The following is a 21,980-nucleotide window of genomic DNA, read 5'->3' as shown; positions in this document are numbered from 1 at the left end:
TCAAACCAATATGATGCAGTAGTGGAAGCGCTGTGAAGCTCCCGAAGGGCCGGGCTAAAAATGCCTGATACTGCGCCAAATTGTTTTGATGTAGAGTGACTATACCTACAACAATTTGTCTTGTCTCATGCATTTTTTTCTCCGGCTGAAATCAAGCATCTTGAAAATAGCACGGGTATACATGAGATTAGACGATTTGGAAGTGGTTAAACTTAACCGCAAAGTATTTGGCTTTGCGGCTATAAGCTAAAAATTATTTTTGGCTCATTTTTTCTTTAATGCATTGTTTAACCCATTTTCTGAGTTCTGCTTTGTCGATGTTTTCTGCCTCTGCGGCTTCTTTACATTCTTGCATAAGCGCTTTGCGCTCTTCTTTAGGCATTTTTTCTTTATCGCCGGCATAAGCTTGAGAGCAGCTAAAGGCGATTAATAGGGTTGAGCAAATCAGTTTTGATTTCATTGAATCTGTCCTTTTAAAAGAGTGATTATCCATACCCGTGTATCTTGAACACAGGTATAAACTCAACTTGGGCTATTCGCTTGGGTTGCTTGATTAATTTAGTCTGCAATTGAATTGGCGGATAGCGGATTTACAGTTAATTTACACGCTGACAGAATCTTTACTTTTGTTTTAATTTAACTTTTAGCGGGTTGGCTGAGTTTGTTAATCACAACGGATGCGGCAAAAAAACCAAAACTGCCAGTAACAACTGTTGAGGCGCCAAAACCGGTTGCACAATCTAATCGGGCTGGGCCATCTGTTTCTGGTTTTTGCAGGCATACGCCGCCATTATCGGTTGGATATTTTAATTGCTCGGTGGAATAAATCGCATCTACCCCAAATTTTCGTTTTGGATTTTTAGAAAAATTATAATCCCGGCGTAGTTGGTTACGCACTTTAGCAAGCAGTGGATCTTGAATTGTTTTAGCCAAATCACCAATTTTAATCTGGCTTGGGTCAAGCTGGCCGCCCGCACCACCAATGGTTATAATTTTAACTTTATTACGTTTACACCATGCAATCATGGCCGATTTAGCTTTTACATTGTCGGTTGCATCCACTACAAAATCTAAACCGGTAGAAAATAGCTCGCGGACATTATCTGGCGTTACAAAATCTTCAATTTGATTAATTGTACATTGAGGATTAATTGCTTTGACTCGGTTTGCCATTGCTTCTACTTTCGACTGGCCGTATTGGCCAGTAATCGCATGCAGTTGGCGGTTGGTATTTGAGACACAAATATCGTCCAAATCAAATAACGAAAGTTGACCAACCGCAGTGCGGGCTAAAGCTTCCACTACCCAAGTGCCAACACCGCCTAAACCAACCACAGCAACATGAGCCTGACTCAATTGTTTAACGCCTTGATGACCATATAAACGCTGGCTGCCGTTAAAACGGTTTTCAAAAGAATCTGATCGCATGCTACTTCCTGAAAATCAATAAAACAAAATAAGTAAAAGCGGCATTATACCTTAGCTGTATCAACACTGAAACATGCATCTTGAAGTAGCATGGGGATAGCTTTAAACTCATTTTTATTCAAAATAATTCAAACGGAATGTTTATGTTAATTAATTTTTCAGAGATAAGCCCGACTCAAGCTTATTTTTTGATGACCCAAACGATTTTGCCTAGACCAATTGCATGGGTATTATCTGAAAACCAAAACGAATCTTTTAATTTAGCGCCTTACTCGTTTTTTAATGCAATTGGTTCTGAGCCGCCTTTGCTGATGTATAGCGCTGGAAAACGTCGGGATGGTAGTCACAAAGATTCACTAACTAATGTGCTGCGAACTCAAAAATGTGTGATCCATATAGCCAGTGCAGAACAGATTAATCAGGTTCATCAAACCGGTACAGATTTACCGCCGGGGCATTCAGAAATAGATGAATATAATATTAAGCTAACCGAATTTACCGGCTTTACTTTACCTCGTTTAGCTCATGCACCTGTCGCGTTTGGTTGTGAACTTTATAAAGTGGACGAAATTGGTGACAAACCTATGTCGTTAGTTTTTGCCGAAATTAAACAAGCTTATATTCGTGATGATGCAGTGAGCCAAGATGGCGCTAGATTAAAAATCGACAGTCAGAAAATTAACCCGCTGGCTCGTTTAGGCGGAATGGAATATTCAGCAATTTCAGATGTATTAAAGCCGGAATAACCTTATCCTAAAAAGAATAAATTTAGATTAAACATTTAAATTCGCAGCGCATACGTCTAAAATGCGCGCAATTTAAGAAAACAGGTTTTGATAAAATGACAAAAATTGGCATTTTTGGCAGTAACGGCCGAATGGGGCGTGCATTAATTGAAGCATGCAAATTAAATGACGAAGTTGAGTTAAGTCAGGCAATTGTGCGTGAGAGTTCGGCATTTTTAGGGATGGATGTGGGTGAAATTGCGGGTATTGGCAAACTAGAGCTCACCACAACCAGCTTAACTGCACAAACTGAATTAGCCGATGTTTATATCGACTTTACTTTACCAGATGCCAGTATTGAAAATATTAAATGGTGTGTAGCCAATAAAAAACCAGTGGTGATTGGGACAACTGGTTTTAATAAAGAACAATTGGCACAAATTGATGAAGCAGGTAAACAGATTCCGGTGGTGTTTGCTGCAAATATGAGTGTTGGGGTAAATTTATTATTTAAACTGCTCGAAACCGCAGCAAAAGTAATGGGTGACTATACTGATATTGAAATTTGGGAAGCGCACCACAGATATAAAAAAGATGCACCATCTGGTACAGCTTTAGCTTTGGGCCAAGTAATTGCTGACACTTTAAAGCGCGATTTAGATGAATGTGCGATTTATGGCCGTGAAGGAAATACTGGTGAGCGCGATCCAAATACCATAGGCTTTGCTACTATTAGAGCGGGTGATATAGTGGGTGAGCATACTGCTATGTTTGCTGATATTGGTGAACGTATCGAGATTACACACAAAGCGTCTAGTCGTTTAACTTTTGCTAAAGGTGCGGTTAGAGCCGCACACTGGCTTGCCGGTAAACCTGTTGCAAAATATGATATGCAGGATGTTTTGGGTCTTAAAGATTAATTTTTAATTAGATCACTTTTTAATCGCATCAAAATTAATCCCGAAGTGCTTTATATCACTCCGGGATTTTTTTTAACTGATAGGTTAGATATTTAATTGATTGTTTTTTATGGTTAATTATTGGTTTTAAAAACGAGTTTAAGAGAAATATAGCTGTTAGATAAATTTTAATGAAAAGTGTCTGTTTTGTCTGTTTTGTCTGTTTTATTAAAATTTAGCTGATAAGGCATTATTTCACTAAGTTTTGTAATTTTTAATAGCCAATTAAAGTTAAATCATCTAGAATAGACAAGATTTACATACGCGATTTTAAAATCGCATTCGCAGAATTCTGAAAACGGGCAGCTGTTTAAAATAGCACCCGTTTTTTAATGTTCAGGAGGTCGTTTTGGCTGAAACCGCCTTGTTAGTACTTGAAGATGGTACTGTATTCAAGGGCACTTCAATTGGTGCTGAGGGGATGTCAGTTGGTGAAGTAGTATTTAACACTTCAATGACTGGTTATCAGGAAATTTTGACTGATCCATCGTATGCGGAGCAAATTGTTACTCTAACATACCCGCATATTGGAAACACAGGTACAAACCCAGAAGACGAAGAGTCTGCTCATATTTGGGCAAAAGGGTTAGTTATTCGTGATTTACCACTACTTGCGTCAAACTTTCGTAATCAACAAAGTTTATCTGACTACTTAAAACAACGTAACATTGTTGCAATTGCTGACATTGATACGCGTAAATTAACGCGTGTTTTACGTGAAAAAGGTGCTCAGAACGGTTGTTTAATTACTGGTGATGATGCAGAAAAAGCATTAGCGCAAGCAAAAGCTTTCCCTGGATTAAAAGGCATGGATTTAGCCAAAGAAGTAACGACAAAAGAATCTTATCAATGGAATCAGACAACTTGGGCTTTAAGCCAAGAAGCTTACGCTGAGCCAACTGATAAGCCTTTTAAAGTGGTTGCTTATGACTTTGGTGTAAAACGTAATATTTTACGTATGTTAGTTGAGCGCGGTTGTGATTTAACTGTAGTACCAGCTAAAACGCCTGCAAGCGAAGTGCTTGCAATGAACCCTGATGGGATCTTCTTATCAAATGGCCCTGGTGATCCTGAGCCGTGTGATTATGCAATTGCTGCAATCAAAGAAATTTTAGAAACTGATATTCCGGTATTTGGTATTTGTTTAGGCCATCAGTTATTAGCGTTAGCCAGTGGTGCTAAAACGGTAAAAATGAAATTTGGTCACCACGGTGCAAACCATCCGGTTCAGGACTTAGATTCAAAAGTGGTTATGATTACCAGCCAAAACCACGGTTTTGCGGTTGATGAAGCTACTTTACCTGCTAATTTAAAAGCAACTCATAAGTCTTTATTCGATGGATCACTGCAAGGTATTCACCGTACAGATAAGCCTGCATTTAGTTTCCAAGGTCACCCTGAAGCAAGCCCGGGTCCACATGAAGCCGCAGATTTATTTGATCATTTTATCGAGCTGATTAAGCAAGCTAAATAAACGAGCCAAACAGAGATACTAGAGATGCCAAAACGTACTGATATAAAAAGCATTTTGATTCTAGGCGCTGGACCAATTGTAATTGGTCAGGCCTGTGAATTTGACTATTCAGGCACTCAGGCCTGTAAAGCATTACGCGAAGAAGGTTATCGAGTTATTTTAGTTAACTCTAACCCTGCAACTATTATGACTGACCCTGAAATGGCTGATGCAACTTACATTGAGCCAATTCACTGGGAAGTGGTTGCTAAAATTATTGAAGAAGAGCGCCCAGATGCAGTATTGCCAACTATGGGTGGTCAAACTGCATTAAACTGTGCATTAGATTTAGATAAACACGGTGTGTTAGCTAAATTTGGTTGTGAGTTAATTGGTGCAACTGCTGATGCGATTGATAAAGCAGAAAACCGTGAGCGTTTTGACAAAGCGATGAAAAACATCGGCCTTGAGTGTCCACGTGCAGAAACTGCGCACTCAATGGATGAAGCGCTTGATGTATTATCGCGTATTGGATTTCCTTGTATTATTCGTCCGTCATTCACTATGGGTGGTTCAGGCGGCGGTATTGCTTACAATATCGAAGAATTTGAAGAAATCTGTACCCGTGGTTTAGATTTATCGCCAACCAGCGAATTATTGATTGATGAATCATTAATTGGTTGGAAAGAGTATGAAATGGAAGTGGTTCGCGACAAAAACGATAACTGTATTATTGTTTGTTCGATTGAAAACTTCGACCCTATGGGGGTTCATACTGGTGACTCAATTACCGTTGCACCTGCGCAAACTTTAACTGATAAAGAATATCAAATTATGCGTATTGCCTCTATGGCTGTATTGCGTGAGATTGGTGTTGAAACGGGTGGTTCTAACGTTCAGTTTGGTATTAATCCAGATAATGGCCGTATGGTTATTATTGAAATGAATCCACGTGTATCGCGTTCATCTGCGTTAGCGTCTAAAGCAACGGGTTTCCCAATTGCTAAAATCGCAGCTAAATTAGCTGTAGGTTATACCTTAGATGAATTAGCAAACGACATTACCAATGGTTTAACCCCTGCGTCATTTGAACCTTCAATTGACTATGTTGTCACTAAGATCCCAAGATTTAACTTCGAAAAATTTGCCGGTGCAAACGACAGATTAACCACTCAGATGAAATCTGTTGGTGAAGTAATGGCGATTGGTCGTAATCAGCAAGAGTCAATGCAAAAAGCATTGCGTGGTTTAGAAATCGGGGTATCCGGTTTTGACCCTATTATTGATTTAGATGATTCAGAAGCTCAGGCTAAAATTCGTCACGAATTAAAAGAGCCGGGTGCCGATCGTATTTGGTACATTGCGGATGCGTTCCGTTCTGGTTGGTCACTAGATGAAATCTTTGCAATTACTAAAATTGATCCTTGGTTTTTGGTTCAAATCGAAGACATTATCAAATCAGAAAAACAAATTTCTGAAAAAGGATTAGCCGGTTTAACTAAAGAGTTTTTAGTAGCTTTAAAACGCAAAGGTTTTGCTGATAAGCGTATCGCTGATCTAATCGGTGTTGCTGAAGGCGAGGTTCGCAAAAAGCGTCAACAACTGGATATTTTCCCGGTTTACAAACGAGTTGATACTTGTGCGGCTGAATTTGCAACCACTACTGCTTATATGTACTCAACGTATGATGAAGAGTGTGAAGCAAACGTTAGCAACAGAGACAAAATTATTGTATTAGGTGGTGGTCCAAACCGTATCGGCCAAGGTATCGAGTTTGATTATTGCTGTGTTCATGCGTCTATGGCATTACGTGAAGACGGTTATGAAACTATCATGGTTAACTGTAACCCAGAGACAGTTTCAACTGACTATGATACATCTGACCGTTTATATTTTGAGCCAGTCACGCTTGAAGATGTATTAGAAATTGTTCGTATTGAAAAGCCAAAAGGTGTGATTGTTCAATACGGTGGTCAAACTCCGCTTAAATTAGCGCGTGCGTTAGAAGCGGCTGGTGTACCTGTAATTGGTACTTCACCGGATGCAATTGACCGTGCAGAAGACCGTGAGCGTTTCCAACAAGCGGTTGATCGTTTAGGGTTAAAACAGCCTGAAAACGCAACAGTTAAAAATATCGAAGAAGCGTTAACTAAAGCAAAAGATATTGGCTTCCCGTTAGTGGTTCGCCCATCTTATGTTTTAGGTGGTCGTGCAATGGAAATTGTTTACGATGTAAGTGACTTAAAGCGTTATTTAAACGATGCAGTACAAGTATCAAATGATTCACCTGTATTGTTAGATCGTTTCTTAGATGGTGCAATTGAAGTTGATATCGACGCAATTTGTGATGGTGAGCAGGTTGTTATCGGCGGTATTATGGAGCATATCGAGCAAGCGGGTGTTCACTCTGGTGACTCAGCCTGTTCATTACCTCCGTACTCTTTAACTGAAGAGATCAAAGACAGATTACGCGATCAGGTTAAAAAATTAGCGTTTGAATTAAACGTAGTGGGCTTAATGAATACCCAATTTGCGATTAAAGATAACGAAATTTATTTAATTGAAGTAAACCCGCGTGCTGCACGTACTGTTCCTTTTGTTTCTAAAGCGACCAGTGTGCCATTAGCTAAAGTAGCTGCGCGTGTTATGGTTGGTCAGTCTTTGGCACAACAAGGTGTAACAAAAGAAATTATTCCACCTTATTACTCAGTTAAAGAAGTGGTTATTCCATTTAATAAATTCCCGGGCGTTGATCCTATTTTAGGTCCTGAAATGCGTTCAACCGGTGAAGTTATGGGTGTAGGCGATACGTTTGCAGAAGCGTTTGCTAAATCTTGTTTAGGTGCTGGTGAAACCGTTCCTAAAACAGGTAGAGTGTTAATTTCGGTACGTGAAGGCGATAAGCCGCGTGTTGCTGAGTTAGCAAAAACACTGACAAAAATGGGTTACTCAATTGATGCGACTAAAGGCACAGCTACTTTATTAGAAGCGGCTGGCATTGAAGTTAGAGTTGTTAATAAAGTATCAGAAGGCCGTCCGCATATTGTTGACCGTATTAAAAACGGTGAGTATGACTATATTGTCAACACAACAGAAGGTCGTCAGGCTATTACTGATTCTGTACCAATTCGTCGTGGTGCTTTACGCTACAAAGTTAAGTACACAACTACTTTAAATGCTGCTTTTGCAACTTGTATGGCACACTCTGCTGATGATAGAAACACAGTTAACTCTGTTCAGTCATTACATAAGCGAGTTGTTTTATGAGCCAAATCCCAATGACAGTTCAGGGCGCGGAAGCGCTCAGAGCTGAGTTAAAAGAGCTTAAATCAGTTAAACGCCCAGCTATTATTGCTGCGATTGCTGATGCTCGTGAACATGGTGATTTAAAAGAAAATGCAGAGTATCATGCAGCTCGTGAGCAGCAAGGTTTTTGTGAAGGTCGCATTCAGGAAATTGAAGCTAAGTTATCTAATGCTCAAATTATTGATGTAACCAAAATGCCTAAATCGGGTCGTATTATTTTTGGTACAACCGTAACTATTGAAAATGTTGATACAGGTGATGTATCAACTTACAGAATAGTGGGTGATGATGAAGCCGATATTAAGAAGAATTTAATATCTGTAAACTCACCAATTGCAAGAGCAATGATAGGCAAAGAAGTTGACGAAGCTTTTACGCTGAAAACACCAAGTTCAGAAGTGGAATACGATGTAATTAAGGTTGAGTATATTTAACCTGTGTTACCGCTAAATAGAAAAAGCCGACGTAGTCGGCTTTTTGTTTATTTAAGCTTTGATTTAAGCTAAAAATAACATTATTTTTTAGGTAGTTGAATTTTTGGTTCATCACTTGGTCTGTATAAAACCAGTGTATGACCAATAGTTTGAACCTGAAAAGCTTGAGTTTCACGGACAATTGCGTCTATGATCGCTTTTTTAAGGTCTCTTTCGTCAGTAGGAATTTTGACCTTGATTAATTCATGATGGCTTAATGCAGAGTCAATTTCGGCTATAACACCTTCGGTTAATCCGTTGCCACCTAGTTGGACAACCGGTTTGAGCGAATGGGCTAAGCCTTTAAGGAATTGTTTTTGTTTGGTAGATATGTTCATTATTTCACTTTTTTAATATGATGAAGCTTGAATTTATTCTATTTTAACGCCATCTACGTCTTATTACTAATTAAACCAAGTTAGAATTGTGCAGAAAAAGAAATCAGCCAGCAGTCAGCGTTGGTTAAAAGAACATTTTGATGACCCTTATGTGTTAAAAGCACAGAAGATGGGCTTGCGTTCGCGTGCGGTTTTTAAAATAGAAGAAATCGATCAAAAAGATAAATTATTACGTCCCGGTATGACAGTGGTTGATTTAGGGGCAGCGCCCGGCGGTTGGTCACAATATGCGGTAGAAAAAGTCGGTTCAGACGGTGATGTGGTTGCTTGTGATATATTAGAGATGGATCCCATTGCCGGTGTTGATTTTTTGCAAGGTGATTTTAGAGAAGAAGCTGTATTAAATGCTTTATTAGATCGTATTGGCGGTAAAACCGTGGATGTATTATTATCGGACATGGCGCCAAATATGAGTGGTAATGATACCGTTGATCAAACAAGATCTATGTACTTGGTTGAGCTTGCATTTGATATGTGTCATCAAGTTTTGAAGAAAAATGGAAAGTTTGTTGTTAAGATTTTCCAAGGCGCTGGCTTTGATCAGTATCTAAACGAAGTGCGTAATGCATTTAGCCAGGTTAAAATTCGTAAACCAGATTCATCAAGAGACCGCTCTCGTGAGGTCTATATTGTTGCTTCTGGTTACAAACATTAAGTTGATAAGAGGTTAGTGTCTTGAGTGATATGGCAAAGAACTTAATTTTATGGATCGTCATTGCAGTTGTTTTGATGGCGGTATTTAATAGTTTTTCTCCGGGTGGCGGCAGCGAACGCAAACTTGAATATAGTGAATTTGTAAAACAAGTTGATCAGGGGATGGTCAGCGAAGTTAAAATTGATCCATCAACTGGCACTATAGTCGGGACAAAACGTTCAGGCGAAAAATTTGAAACAATTTTTCCGATGCGTGATGAAAAAATTCTGGATGAATTATTAGCTAACAATGTAAAAGTAGAAGGAACTAAACCGGAAGAGCCTAGCCTGCTTGGCACTATCTTTATTTCATGGTTCCCGATGATTTTATTAATCGCGGTGTGGATTTTCTTTATGCGCCAGATGCAAGGCGGTGGTGGTAAAGGTGCTATGTCATTTGGTAAAAGCAAAGCGCGTTTAATGAGCGAAGATCAAATCAAAACAACTTTTGCTGATGTAGCTGGTTGTGATGAAGCCAAAGAAGATGTTGCTGAGTTAGTCGATTATTTACGTGACCCAAGTAAATTCCAAAAATTAGGCGGTAAAATTCCTAAAGGCGTATTAATGGTTGGTCCTCCGGGGACAGGTAAAACTTTATTAGCAAAAGCGATTGCTGGTGAAGCTAAAGTACCTTTCTTTACTATCTCAGGTTCAGACTTTGTTGAAATGTTTGTGGGTGTGGGCGCGTCACGTGTGCGTGATATGTTTGACCAAGCTAAAAAATCAGCACCTTGTATTATCTTCATTGATGAAATTGACGCTGTAGGCCGTCAGCGTGGTGCCGGTTTAGGTGGTGGGCATGATGAGCGTGAGCAAACACTTAACCAAATGTTAGTTGAAATGGATGGTTTTGAAGGCAATGAAGGTATTATTGTTATTGCTGCAACTAACCGCCCAGATGTATTAGACCCTGCTTTATTACGTCCAGGTCGTTTCGACCGGCAAGTTGTTGTTGGTTTACCGGATGTACGTGGTCGAGAACAAATTTTAAAAGTGCACATGCGTAAAGTGCCTTTAGGTGATGATGTTGAAGCTTCTGTTATTGCGCGTGGTACGCCGGGATTCTCTGGTGCTGATTTAGCTAACTTAGTTAACGAAGCTGCATTATTTGCTGCACGTAATAATAAACGTTTAGTCTCTATGGAAGAGTTTGATAGAGCTAAAGATAAAATTATGATGGGTGCGGAACGTAAGTCTATGGTGATGAGTGAAGCTGAAAAAGAAATGACAGCTTATCACGAAGCCGGACACGCGATTGTTGGCCGTTTAGTGCCGGAACATGATCCTGTTTATAAAGTGTCTATTATTCCTCGTGGTCGTGCATTAGGTGTTACTATGTATTTACCTGAACAAGACAGAGTAAGCCATAGTAAACAGCATTTAGAAAGCATGATCTCAAGCTTATATGGTGGTCGTTTAGCGGAAGCGATTATTTATGGGCATGATAAAGTAACAACGGGTGCTTCTAACGATATTGAACGCGCGACTGAAATTGCACGTAAGATGGTGACACAATGGGGTTTATCTGAAAAATTAGGTCCTATTTTATATGCAGAAGAAGAAGGCGAAGTATTTTTAGGTCGCAGTTCAGCTAAATCTTCAAGCATGTCAGATGATACGGCTAAATTAATTGATGCTGAGGTTAAAGGCTTGCTTGACAGAAATTATCAGCGTGCTGAAAAAATGTTGAATGATAACATTGATATTTTACATGCGATGAAAGATGCCTTGATGAAATATGAAACCATTGATGCAAAACAAATTGATGATTTAATGGCCAGAACTGAAGTGCGTGAACCACAAGACTGGGGTAAAGACAATAAACCACCAACAACAGGTTCTAACGGTTCGTCAGGACAAACGGTGAGTGAAGGTAAATCGACGCCTTCCAATACAGTTGCTGATGAGCCAAGCGCTAAATAATACAAACCTAAAGCCCCAAACTTGGGGCTTTATTCTTACTGTTAGCTAATCATAAAATCAGTTTCTGAATACCCTTTTATATGAAAATTAAAACTTTAATTGAACAATCAAACCGACCTTTGGTTATGGGGATTGTGAATTTAACACCGGATAGTTTTAGTGATGGTGGCAAGTTTAATCAATTAGACGCAGCGTTAAAGCAAGTCGAAAAAATGCAAGATGCTGGTGTGGATATCCTTGATTTAGGGGGAGAGTCAACCAGACCTGGCGCAACTTATGTTGAAGTTGAAGAAGAAAGACGTAGAGTTATTCCTGCTATTCAAGCAATCCAGTCTCGGTTTGATATTCCTATTTCTGTTGATACCTATAAGCCCGAAATTATGCAGGATGCGATAGAATTAGGCGTTGAGTTAATTAACGATATTCGTGCATTAGAAATGCCGGGTGCATTAGAGGTGCTAGCAAAATCGGATACGGAAGTTTGTTTAATGCACATGCAGGGAAACCCTGTAAGTATGCAAGTGTCGCCTTCGTATGATGATGTAATTCATGAAGTTTATAATTATTTGCTAAATAGAATTCAAGCATGTGAAAGTGCCGGCATTGGGAAAAATAGAATTATTTTGGATCCAGGCTTTGGCTTTGGAAAAACGGTTGAGCATAATTATCAGTTGCTTGCTAAATTTGAGTTGTTTAAATCGCTTGATTGTCCGTTATTAGCCGGTTTATCAAGAAAATCAATGTTAGGTGCTGTCGTTAATAAAGAGCCTGCTCAGCGAGTGTCTGCGAGTGTCGCAGGTGCTGTTATCTCTGCGCTAAATGGGGCAAATATAATTAGAGTACATGATGTTGCAGAAACAATCGATGCATTAAAAGTGGTTGAAGCAACACTTAAAGGAGAAAAATAATTGTGAGTAAACAATATTTTGGTACAGATGGTATTCGTGGTGAAGTTGGTAAAGGCTGTATTACCCCTGAGTTTGTTTTAAAACTAGGTTGGGCAGTTGGCAAAGTATTATCCAGCCAAGGGAATCATAAAGTTTTAATTGGTAAAGATACAAGAATTTCAGGTTATATGTTGGAGTCGGCATTAGAGTCTGGTCTTTCCGCTGCTGGTGTCAATATTGGTTTGTTAGGGCCAATGCCAACCCCAGCAATAGCTTACTTAACCCGAACTTTTAGAGCGGATGCTGGTATTGTCATTAGTGCTTCTCATAATCCGTTTCAGGATAATGGTATTAAATTCTTTTCAAAACACGGCACTAAGTTAGATGACGAATTAGAACTCGCGATTGAAGCTGAAATTAATAAACCAATGACCACGGTTGAGTCGGGCTTATTAGGTAAAGCCAAACGCATAGAAGATGCTGCCGGCCGTTACATTGAATTTTGTAAAAGCCGTTACCCGTCAGATATGTCTCTGAAAGGATTAAAAATAGTAGTCGATTGTGCTAATGGGGCTACTTATCATATTGCACCTAATGTATTGCGTGAATTAGGGGCGAATGTTATTGAAATGGGTTGTTCGCCGGATGGTTTAAATATTAATAAAGACTGTGGTGCGACTGACTTGACTGCCTTGCAAAATAAGGTAATCACAGAAAAGGCTGATTTAGGGTTTGCCTTGGATGGCGATGGTGACCGATTAATGATGGTTGACCATAAAGGTAATGTTGTTGATGGGGATCAACTCGTTTTTATTATTGCTAGAGATGCACTGCGCCGCGGAGAAATGCACGGCGGGGTTGTGGGAACTGTGATGAGTAATTTAGGGATGGAAATCGCAGTTAAGCGTTTAGGTATTCCATTTGCCCGTAGTGCAGTTGGTGACAGATATGTACTCGAAATTTTAAAACAAAATGGCTGGTTAATCGGCGGCGAAAGCTCTGGTCATATTTTAAATTTACAATACACCACTACCGGCGATGGCATTATCTCTGGCCTGCAAGTTTTACGAGCAATGCAAAATTCTCAAATGTCGTTATATGAACTGGCTCAGGGGATGGAAAAATTCCCGCAAAAACTGATTAATGTTCGTTATCAGGCTGGGCAAGAGCCTTTAGAAAATGACAAAGTAAAACAATCGGTTGCAGATGTTGAAGCCAAACTGGGTGATACTGGTCGAGTATTAATGCGAAAATCGGGTACTGAACCTTTAATCCGAGTGATGGTTGAAGGTCAAAACTTAGCCGATGTTGAACTTTTGGCTCAGGAAATTGCGGATACAGTAAAACAAGCTGTTAATTAAGTATTTTTTGCTTGTAACAAAGGGCGATGATGGATACAATCACGCCCGCTTGTAAACGGAGTAGTTAATGACAAAAAGAATGCCCGTTGTAGCCGCTAATTGGAAAATGAACGGAAGCCGTGAATTAGTCAATCAAGTTTTGCTACAAATCAAACAATCTGGTGTTTGTCAGGACATCGAAGTTGTAATTAGTCCGCCCGCAACGCTCTATAGTTATTTTGATGAGCAAAAGAAAATTCATGAATTAGATCATGTTTTTCTAGCTGCTCAAAATATCAATGAGTTAGATAATGGAGCCTTAACTGGCGAAATATCAGTTGGTTTAGCCAAAGAAAGTGGTTGCCAGTGGGTTATTTGTGGTCACTCAGAGCGTCGTTCTTTATTTAAAGAAACGTCAAAAGTGACAGCCAAAAAATTTATGAAAGCGTTAAATGCTGGTTTAAAACCTATCTTATGTGTAGGTGAAACAACAGAAGAAAAAGAAACCGGTAAAACCTTTAGTCGTTTAACTGCACAAATTGAAGCAGTTATGCATTTAGGTGGTAAACAAGCTTTTAAAGATTGTTTAATTGCTTACGAACCTATTTGGGCTGTAGGGACAGGTCAGGCTGCATCACCTGAGTTAGCGCAAGAAATTCATAGATTTATCAGAGGCATGATAGCTTCTATTTGCCCTGAAACGGCAAAAACAGTCAGAATTTTATATGGTGGCAGCATTAAACCTGAAAATGCTGCGGCTTTATTTAGCCAGCCGGATATAGATGGCGGCTTAATCGGTGGTGCTGGTTTAGTACCTGAACAGTTTATAAAAATATGTCAATTGGCATAGGTGATTTAAATGTTTGAAGTATTAATTGTTGTTTATATTATTGTCGCAGTCGCTTTGATTGGTTTTATTTTAATCCAACAGGGTAAAGGTGCTGATATGGGCGCTTCATTTGGCTCTGGTGGTTCTGGAACTGTATTTGGTTCATCAGGTGCGGGCAACTTTTTAACTAAAACAACAACTGTATTAGCAACTTTGTTTTTTGTTTTATGTTTGGTATTAGGTGGTATCACCGCAAAACAAAAACACGAAGGTGAAAGCTGGAATGATTTAGAAGCACCGGCTGCTGAAACGCTTGCCCCTGCCGCCGAAGATGTACCTGCTGCTGATCAAACACCAACAGACGTACCTCAATAATATAGCGTTCATAATTTCCTAATTATTGGCCGTGGTGGTGGAATTGGTAGACACGCCATCTTGAGGGGGTGGTGAGCATAGCTCGTGCGGGTTCAAGTCCCGCCCACGGCACCAAACTCAAAGATATTAATCTAAAAAATGTCTTTTCTTTGTCAGTATAAAGTTTGAATTTATTGCGAGTGAGCTTTATAATACTGGCCAGATTTTTTGGGTGATTTTAAAATCACTTGATCTTAGACAGCGATTCAGCTGTATAAATATAGATAATGTATTAACGCGGGATGGAGCAGCTTGGTAGCTCGTCGGGCTCATAACCCGAAGGTCGTTGGTTCAAATCCAGCTCCCGCAACCAATTAGTGCTTTGAGATTAAAGGCAATTAAGGGCAGCTCGTTGGGCTTAGCTCTTAATAAGTGCGAAGGTTGTTGTGTTTGTTTTCAAATCCAACTCCTGCAACCAATTTTCAGGATGATAATTGGTAAGTGTTAGTTTGTAATTAACACTTAAATTGTGAGGTTTAATCATTTAAGATCAAACCTTGCAATATCAACCGGTTTTATTATTTGAGAAGCCCCGGTCGCAAGTCGGGGCTTTTTATTTTGTATTTTAAAAAATTCGAGGTTAGCTTGGCGAAACAAGAATTTCAGCTTGAATCTATTATTGCAAAGGCTGTTGAAGTAACAGGCTTTGAGCTTTGGGGCGTTGAATTTGTTCGCGCTGGTAAGCATTCTATTTTGCGTGTTTTTATTGAACATGAAAGTGGAATTACTGTTGATAATTGTGCAGAAGTAAGTCGGCAGGTCAGTGCAGTTTTAGACGTTGAAGATCCTATCTCAAGTGAATATACCTTAGAGGTATCCTCGCCAGGTTTAGATCGTTTATTGTTTAAAATTGAGCACTTTGCTGCATTTGCAAATCATCAGGTTGATTTAAAAACCAAAATGCCAATTAATGGTAGACGTAAGTTTAAAGGGTTATTGAAAGAGACAGAAGGCGATTCTGTAGTGATTGAAGTGGATCGTGAAGAGTATGTCATTCCAATAAAAAACATAGACAAAGCACAAGTGGTTCCCCAATTTTAATGGGATCTAATTAACGAGGCTGGATAATGAATAAAGAGATCTTGTTAGTAGCGGAAGCTGTATCAAACGAAAAAGCGGTTCCTCGTGAGAAAATTTTTCAGGCGTTGGAATCTGCAATTGCAATGGCAACTAAGAAAAAATACGAAGGCGATATTGATGTTCGTATCAGTATTGATCGTAAAACAGGTGACTTTGTTACCTTCCGCCGTTGGAAAATTGTTGCTGAAGATGGTACAGGCTTAGAAAATCCATTTTCAGAAATTGGTTTGGAAGCTGCGCAATTTGAAGACCCTAATCTTCAATTAGGTGACTATGTTGAAGACGAAATTGAATCAATTCAATTTGACCGTATTACAACACAAACAGCAAAACAAGTTATCGTACAAAAAGTACGTGAAGCTGAGCGTGCACAGATTATTGAAGAATACGAAGAACGAGTTGGTGAACTTTTAACTGGTGTAGTTAAAAAATCAAGTCGTGATGCGGTTATTTTAGATTTAGGTGGTAATGCAGAAGCGATTATTCGTCGTGAAGAATTGTTACCTCGTGAAACTTTCCGTCCGGGTGACAGAGTTCGTGGTTTATTGTATGAGATTCGCCCAGAAGCGCGTGGTCCACAATTAATCATGAGCCGTACTAAGCCTGATATGTTGATTGAATTATTCCGTATTGAAGTGCCTGAAATTGGTGAAGAAATGTTGGAAATTAAATCAGCAGCTCGCGATCCGGGTTCAAGAGCTAAAATCGCGGTTAAGTCAAATGATAAACGAATTGACCCAGTTGGTGCGTGTGTTGGTATGCGTGGCTCTCGGGTTCAAGCGGTATCAGGTGAGTTAGACGGCGAGCGTGTAGATATTGTTTTATTTGATGATAATCCAGCGCAATATGTCATTAATGCAATGGCTCCGGCGGATGTTGCATCAATCATTGTCGATGAAGACAAGCGTACAATGGATATTGCTGTTGAAGCAGATAATCTTGCGCAAGCAATTGGCCGAAGTGGCCAAAACGTTCGATTAGCTAGCCAGTTAACCGGTTGGGAATTGAATGTAATGACAGTTGAAGATATGGCTAATAAACATCAGGCTGAAACTGATAAAGTAATGATGTTATTTACTGAAAAATTAGACATAGATGAAGATTTTGCAACTGTTTTAGTTGAAGAAGGATTCTCTACCCTTGAAGAAATCGCTTATGTTCCGGTAAACGAATTATTGGAAGTGGAAGGATTCGACGAGGACATAGTTGAAGAATTACGCGAAAGAGCAAAAGCTGCGTTAACAACACTAGCGTTAGCAAATGAAGAGTCGCTGGAAAATAATGAACCGGCCGATGACTTATTAAATTTAGAAGGCTTAGATCGCCATCTGGCTTTTGTTTTAGCGAATAAAGGTATTTGCACATTAGAAGATCTTGCTGAGCAAGGTATTGACGACTTATCTGATATTGACGAATTAGATGAAGAAAGTGCAGGTAAATTAATTATGAAAGCCCGCAACATTTGTTGGTTTGGCGGCGAAAACGAAGCTGAGTAATAGCGGCGGAGGTATAACTGAATGTCAGAAGTATCAATTGATAAACTTGCCACAGACGTAGGTACATCAGTCGAAAAGTTAGTTCAGCAATTTGCAGAGGCTGGGATTACTAAAACCCCGGGTAGCCAAGTAAATGAACAAGAAAAGCAAACTTTGCTTGAGCATTTAAATAAGCAACATGGTGGTCAGTCTAACTTGTCTCAACCAAGTAAGATGACTTTACAGCGCAAAACCAAAAGCACATTAAGTGTGGCTGGTAACCATGGTAAAGCTAAATCTGTTCAAGTTGAAGTTCGTAAAAAACGTACTTATGTAAAAGCAAGTGAATTAGAGCAGCAAAAGCAAGCGGAAGAAGAGCGCTTAGCTCAAGAGCAAGCTCAGCGTGATGCTGAGGCTCAAGCTAAAAAAGAAGCTGAAGCTAAAGCACAACGTGAAGCGCAAGAACAGGCTAAGAAAGAAGCCGAAGCTCAACGCGAAGCTGAAGAAAAAGCTCAGCAAGCAGCACAAGCAAAACCAAGTGCTGATGCAGCTAAGCCGGCTGCGGATAAAGAAATTAAAACACCATCTAGTAAAGTTGCACAAACAAAAATTGCAACAGATGTTGCTCAACCTGTTCGTAAAAAGCATGTTGAAACCGAAGAAGAAATTGCTTTAAGAAAGAAAAAAGAAGCAGAAGAACAACGTAAAGCTGAAGAAGAAGCAGCTCGAATTGCCGAAGAAGCAAAACGCCTGGCAGAAGAAAATGCTGAACGTTGGGCTGCTGAAGATGAGCGCCGCCGTGCAGCTGAACGTGAAGATGTTCATGTTCACTCTTCACGTTTTGCTCAAGAAGCTGAAGCTGAAAAAGATAGACAAGAAGAAAAATCTTCTCGTCGTCGTAAGAAAAAAGCATCTAAAAAAGATGAAGAAGCAGAAGCAATGGCAAGCAGCCGTGCACCTAAAGGTAAGCGTAAAAAGGTATTTACACCTAAAAATATGCAGCACAGCTTCCAAAAGCCAGTTGCACCAACAGAGCGTGAAGTGAAAATTGGTGAAACTATCAGCGTTGCCGATTTAGCAGCAAAAATGGCGGTTAAAGGCGTTGAAGTTGTTAAAGCTATGATGAAAATGGGCGCTATGGTGACCATTAACCAAGTGATTGATCAAGAAACCGCTTTATTAGTTGTTGAAGAGATGGGTCACAAAGGTGTTGCGGTTAGTGAAAACGCGATGGAAGAAGATTTATTAGCAAACCGTGGTGAGCAGACAGAAGTTAAGCGTCGTCCACCAGTGGTTACGGTTATGGGTCACGTTGACCACGGTAAAACTTCTTTACTTGATTATATTCGTCGAGCAAAAGTCGCATCTGGTGAGGCTGGCGGTATTACTCAGCATATTGGTGCATACCATGTTGAAACCGATCAAGGCATGTTATCGTTTTTAGATACACCGGGTCACGCCGCGTTTACATCAATGCGTGCGCGTGGTGCTAAGGCAACCGATATTGTTATTCTGGTTGTTGCTGCGGATGATGGCGTAATGCCACAAACAATCGAAGCTATTCAGCATGCTAAAGCAGCTGCTGTGCCTTTAGTTGTTGCAGTAAACAAAATAGATAAAGAAGAAACTGACTTAGAGCGCGTTAAAACTGAGCTATCTCAACACGATATTATTTCGGAAGAGTGGGGCGGTGACACTCAGTTCTGTTATGTTTCAGCTAAAACTGGTCAAGGTATCGATGAGCTATTAGAAGCTGTTTTACTACAATCTGAAATTTTAGATTTAGATACAGTACACGATGGTTTAGCATCGGGTGTTGTTATCGAATCTCGCCTTGATAAAGGTCGTGGTCCGGTTGCTAGTATTTTAGTTCAGTCTGGTAAGTTGAAAAAAGGCGACATCATTCTTTGTGGTTTAGAATACGGCCGTATTCGTGCTATGAAAGATGAAAACGGTAATGATATTACTGAAGCTGGTCCGTCAATTCCGGTTGAAATCTTAGGTTTATCGGGTGTACCACAAGCGGGTGATGAAGCAACTGCGGTACGTGATGAGAAAAAAGCACGTGAAGTTTCATTAAAACGTCAGGGTAAATTCCGTGAAGTTAAATTAGCTCGCCAGCAAAAATCTAAGTTAGAGAATATGTTCTCTAATATGACTGAGGGCGATGTTAAAGAATTAAATGTGGTACTTAAATCAGATGTTCAAGGTTCACTTGAAGCGATTTCTGATTCATTAACTAAACTATCTACTGATGAAGTTAGAGTTAAAATCATCGGTTCTGGTGTGGGTGGTATCACTGAAACTGATGCAACTTTAGCGGCTGCTTCACAAGCAATTATTTTAGGCTTTAACGTACGTGCCGATGCAACGGCTCGCCGTTTAATTGAAGCTGAGAATATTGAATTAAGATACTACAGCGTTATCTACGACTTAATTGATGAAGTTAAGAAAGCAATGAGTGGTATGCTTGACCCTGAGTTTAAACAAGAAATCATTGGCTTGGCTGAGGTTCGTGATGTGTTTAAATCACCTAAAATTGGCGCAATTGCTGGTTGTATGGTTACAGAGGGTGTTATTAAGCGTAATAACCCAATTCGTGTACTACGTGATAACATTGTTATTTACGAAGGTGAGCTTGAATCATTACGTCGCTTTAAAGATGATGTAAACGAAGTTCGTAACGGTACTGAATGTGGTATCGGGGTTAAAAACTACAATGATGTACGCGTTGGCGACATGATTGAAGTATTTGAAACTGTCGAAATTAAACGTCAGTTATAATCCTTTTAAAGCTGATTGACTAAAAGGGCCGAAAGGCCCTTTTTTGTATATCTAAAGTATAAAAGCAAATTTTTAGGTGAATATTAAATGGCCAGAGATTTTTCCCGTGCAGAGCGGGTTGCTCAGCAAATTCAAAAAGATGTTGCCCAAATCTTACAGCGAGATTTAAAAGATCCGCGTATCGGCATGGTGACAGTTTCCGCTGTTGAAGTGTCCAAAGATTTAGCTTACGCAAAAATTTTTATTTCTGCATTATTGCAGGAAGATGAAAAAGCTCAGGCAGCAGTTAAACAATTAAATGAAAGTGCACCTTTTGTACGCTCGGTACTTGCTAAATCGATGCGGATGCGAGTTGTGCCTAGCATTAAGTTTTATTTAGATACCAGTGTAAACGAAGGTTTGCGCATGTCTAAATTGGTAGATGATGCCATTGCGTCAGATAATCGCAAAGCCAAATCTGGTTCAACTGATGAGGATGATTCAGTTGAATAAAAGAGTAAAATTCAGACCATTAAATGGGATAATTTTATTAGATAAAGGCAAAGATATATCCAGTAACCGCGCTTTGCAGAATATGCGGTTTTTATATCAAGCCGAAAAAGCTGGGCATACAGGTGCGTTAGATCCACTTGCAACTGGGTTATTACCGATTTGTTTTGGTGAAGCAACTAAATTTAGCCAGTTTTTATTGGATGCTGATAAAACCTATCAGGTAACTGCAAAATTAGGTGAAAGAACCACAACCTCTGATGCTGAAGGTGAAATTGTTGAAACTCGTGATGTAACAGTAACTGCTGAGCAAGTTATTGCCGAGGCTTTAAAATTTAAAGGGGTTTCTGATCAACAGCCGTCAATTTATTCTGCTTTAAAATACGAAGGTAAACCTTTGTATTATTATGCCCGTAAAGGCATTGACGTACCGCGCCCAATTCGCCAGATTACCGTTTACGAATTATCGGTTGATGCCATTGAGTTTCCTTATGTCACAATGACAATCGCTTGTTCAAAAGGGACTTATATTCGCACAATTGTCGATGATTTAGGCGAAAACTTAGGCTGTGGCGCGCATGTAACAGAATTAAGGCGAACTCAAATTTCAGGCTTTGATAGTGCTCACATGAAAACTCAAGCTGAGTTCGAACAGTTAAGTGCAGAACAAAGAGATGACTTAATTGAAAGTTGTGATGCTGGTATTTTACATATTCCGTTATTAACCCTGCCACCCGATTTAACTGATAGGTTAAGACAAGGGCAGAGATTTGTATTACCAGAGCAAGATTCTGGTTTATATCGGGTTTATGCTGAGCAAGAAAATATATTTTTAGGCATTGTTGAAATAGATGATAAAAAAGTGGTTAGGGCAAAACGTTTATTAAACACTGCCAAATCACTTAACGAGTTGTAATTGTTTAGAACAATGCTTGTAATTTAGGCGCAATCCGGTAAAATGCGCGCCTCACGATTTAAGCTGACTATTAGCTTAAATATTCTAGGTTTGCTGGATTAGTGATCGGCAAACCCTAATTTTTGTTGGAGTACATTATGTCACTAACTACTGCTGAAAAAGCTGCAATCGTTGCTGATTATGCAACTGCAGAAGGCGATACTGGTTCACCTGAAGTTCAAGTTGCTTTATTAACGCATCGTATTAACAAATTACAAGGTCACTTTTCTGATCACAAGAAAGATCACCACTCACGTCGTGGTTTAATCCGTATGGTTAACTCTCGTCGTAGTTTGTTAGACTACTTAAAGCGTAAAGACGTTGAGCGTTACAGCGCATTAATCCAACGTTTAGGTTTACGTCGTTAAT

The 21,980-nt window shown here is 39.6% G+C and carries 20 protein-coding genes and 2 tRNA genes; 19 read left to right on the top strand and 3 right to left on the bottom strand.

All coding sequences use genetic code 11. The features are described 5' to 3' along the window. Positions 1-253: 253 nt before the first annotated feature. Positions 254-460, bottom strand: a complete 207-nt coding sequence (locus N7931_RS14100) for a hypothetical protein (protein ID WP_262794927.1) — start codon at positions 458-460, stop codon at positions 254-256. Between the two features lie 176 nt (positions 461-636). Continuing rightward, on the bottom strand, positions 637-1,428 hold the full coding sequence (tcdA, locus tag N7931_RS14095; RefSeq protein ID WP_262794926.1) for a tRNA cyclic N6-threonylcarbamoyladenosine(37) synthase TcdA: 792 nt from the start codon (positions 1,426-1,428) through the stop codon (positions 637-639). Positions 1,429-1,571: 143 nt separating this feature from the next. On the opposite strand from tcdA, the gene N7931_RS14090 reads away from it, so the two are divergent. The 5 genes from N7931_RS14090 (at position 1,572) to greA (ending at position 8,305) form a co-directional block, all read left to right on the top strand. Then, positions 1,572-2,174, top strand: a complete 603-nt coding sequence (locus tag N7931_RS14090; protein ID WP_262794925.1) for a flavin reductase family protein — start codon at positions 1,572-1,574, stop codon at positions 2,172-2,174. 95 nt (positions 2,175-2,269) lie between these two features. Continuing rightward, positions 2,270-3,073: a 4-hydroxy-tetrahydrodipicolinate reductase gene (gene dapB, locus N7931_RS14085; RefSeq protein ID WP_262794923.1), complete on the top strand. Its 804-nt coding sequence runs from the start codon at positions 2,270-2,272 to the stop codon at positions 3,071-3,073. A 388-nt stretch (positions 3,074-3,461) separates the two neighbouring features. Then, positions 3,462-4,586 carry a glutamine-hydrolyzing carbamoyl-phosphate synthase small subunit gene (gene carA, locus N7931_RS14080; protein ID WP_262794922.1) on the top strand — a complete coding sequence of 375 codons (1,125 nt, stop codon included), beginning with the start codon at positions 3,462-3,464 and terminating at the stop codon, positions 4,584-4,586. 24 nt (positions 4,587-4,610) lie between these two features. Next, the gene (gene carB / locus N7931_RS14075; protein WP_262794921.1) at positions 4,611-7,832 is read left to right on the top strand and encodes a carbamoyl-phosphate synthase large subunit; all 3,222 of its coding nucleotides are present in this window, start codon (positions 4,611-4,613) and stop codon (positions 7,830-7,832) included. Then, positions 7,829-8,305: a transcription elongation factor GreA gene (gene greA / locus N7931_RS14070; RefSeq protein WP_262794920.1), complete on the top strand. Its 477-nt coding sequence runs from the start codon at positions 7,829-7,831 to the stop codon at positions 8,303-8,305. The genes carB and greA overlap by 4 nt, the downstream gene beginning before the upstream one ends. Positions 8,306-8,385: 80 nt before the next feature. On the opposite strand, the gene yhbY is transcribed toward greA, so the two are convergent. Further along, positions 8,386-8,682: a ribosome assembly RNA-binding protein YhbY gene (gene yhbY, locus N7931_RS14065; protein ID WP_262794918.1), complete on the bottom strand. Its 297-nt coding sequence runs from the start codon at positions 8,680-8,682 to the stop codon at positions 8,386-8,388. Positions 8,683-8,767: 85 nt separating this feature from the next. Between yhbY and rlmE the strand changes: the two genes are divergently transcribed. From rlmE to rpsO, 14 genes are all read left to right on the top strand, one after another. Next, entirely contained in the window at positions 8,768-9,397 is a 630-nt protein-coding gene (gene rlmE / locus N7931_RS14060; protein ID WP_262794932.1) for a 23S rRNA (uridine(2552)-2'-O)-methyltransferase RlmE, read from the top strand. Positions 9,398-9,417: 20 nt separating this feature from the next. Further along, positions 9,418-11,358: an ATP-dependent zinc metalloprotease FtsH gene (gene ftsH, locus N7931_RS14055; protein WP_316250584.1), complete on the top strand. Its 1,941-nt coding sequence runs from the start codon at positions 9,418-9,420 to the stop codon at positions 11,356-11,358. Between the two features lie 80 nt (positions 11,359-11,438). After that, positions 11,439-12,266, top strand: coding sequence for a dihydropteroate synthase (gene folP / locus N7931_RS14050; protein WP_262794916.1), 828 nt, complete (start codon positions 11,439-11,441; stop codon positions 12,264-12,266). Beyond that, a complete protein-coding gene (gene glmM, locus N7931_RS14045) occupies positions 12,266-13,606 on the top strand; it encodes a phosphoglucosamine mutase (protein WP_262794931.1) in 1,341 nt (446 codons plus the stop codon). The genes folP and glmM overlap by 1 nt, the downstream gene beginning before the upstream one ends. A 67-nt stretch (positions 13,607-13,673) precedes the next feature. After that, positions 13,674-14,435 (top strand): triose-phosphate isomerase, encoded by a 762-nt coding sequence (gene tpiA / locus N7931_RS14040; RefSeq protein ID WP_262794914.1) that lies wholly within the window; start codon positions 13,674-13,676, stop codon positions 14,433-14,435. Positions 14,436-14,444: 9 nt separating this feature from the next. After that, a complete protein-coding gene (gene secG / locus N7931_RS14035; RefSeq protein ID WP_262794912.1) occupies positions 14,445-14,789 on the top strand; it encodes a preprotein translocase subunit SecG in 345 nt (114 codons plus the stop codon). 28 nt (positions 14,790-14,817) lie between these two features. Next, positions 14,818-14,903 (top strand) — tRNA-Leu (locus tag N7931_RS14030). Between the two features lie 161 nt (positions 14,904-15,064). Next, positions 15,065-15,141 (top strand) — tRNA-Met (locus N7931_RS14025). Positions 15,142-15,413: 272 nt separating this feature from the next. After that, positions 15,414-15,869 (top strand): ribosome maturation factor RimP, encoded by a 456-nt coding sequence (gene rimP / locus N7931_RS14020; RefSeq protein ID WP_262794911.1) that lies wholly within the window; start codon positions 15,414-15,416, stop codon positions 15,867-15,869. A gap of 26 nt (positions 15,870-15,895) precedes the next feature. Further along, positions 15,896-17,404 carry a transcription termination factor NusA gene (gene nusA / locus N7931_RS14015; RefSeq protein WP_262794910.1) on the top strand — a complete coding sequence of 503 codons (1,509 nt, stop codon included), beginning with the start codon at positions 15,896-15,898 and terminating at the stop codon, positions 17,402-17,404. Between the two features lie 21 nt (positions 17,405-17,425). Beyond that, positions 17,426-20,167 (top strand): translation initiation factor IF-2, encoded by a 2,742-nt coding sequence (infB, locus tag N7931_RS14010; protein WP_262794909.1) that lies wholly within the window; start codon positions 17,426-17,428, stop codon positions 20,165-20,167. Between the two features lie 87 nt (positions 20,168-20,254). Beyond that, positions 20,255-20,659, top strand: coding sequence for a 30S ribosome-binding factor RbfA (rbfA, locus tag N7931_RS14005; protein WP_262794908.1), 405 nt, complete (start codon positions 20,255-20,257; stop codon positions 20,657-20,659). After that, the gene (truB, locus tag N7931_RS14000; RefSeq protein WP_262794907.1) at positions 20,652-21,572 is read left to right on the top strand and encodes a tRNA pseudouridine(55) synthase TruB; all 921 of its coding nucleotides are present in this window, start codon (positions 20,652-20,654) and stop codon (positions 21,570-21,572) included. Before rbfA ends, truB begins: the two co-directional genes overlap by 8 nt. Before the next feature lie 137 nt (positions 21,573-21,709). Continuing rightward, positions 21,710-21,979, top strand: coding sequence for a 30S ribosomal protein S15 (gene rpsO / locus N7931_RS13995; protein ID WP_262794905.1), 270 nt, complete (start codon positions 21,710-21,712; stop codon positions 21,977-21,979). The last annotated feature ends 1 nt before the right edge of the window (position 21,980 follow it).

It is taken from the genome of Catenovulum sp. 2E275, assembly GCF_025515275.1.
Classification (GTDB): domain Bacteria; phylum Pseudomonadota; class Gammaproteobacteria; order Enterobacterales; family Alteromonadaceae; genus Catenovulum.
The sequence above is the reverse complement of the archived record's forward strand: the minus strand, read 5'-3'. Positions and strand labels throughout refer to the sequence as shown.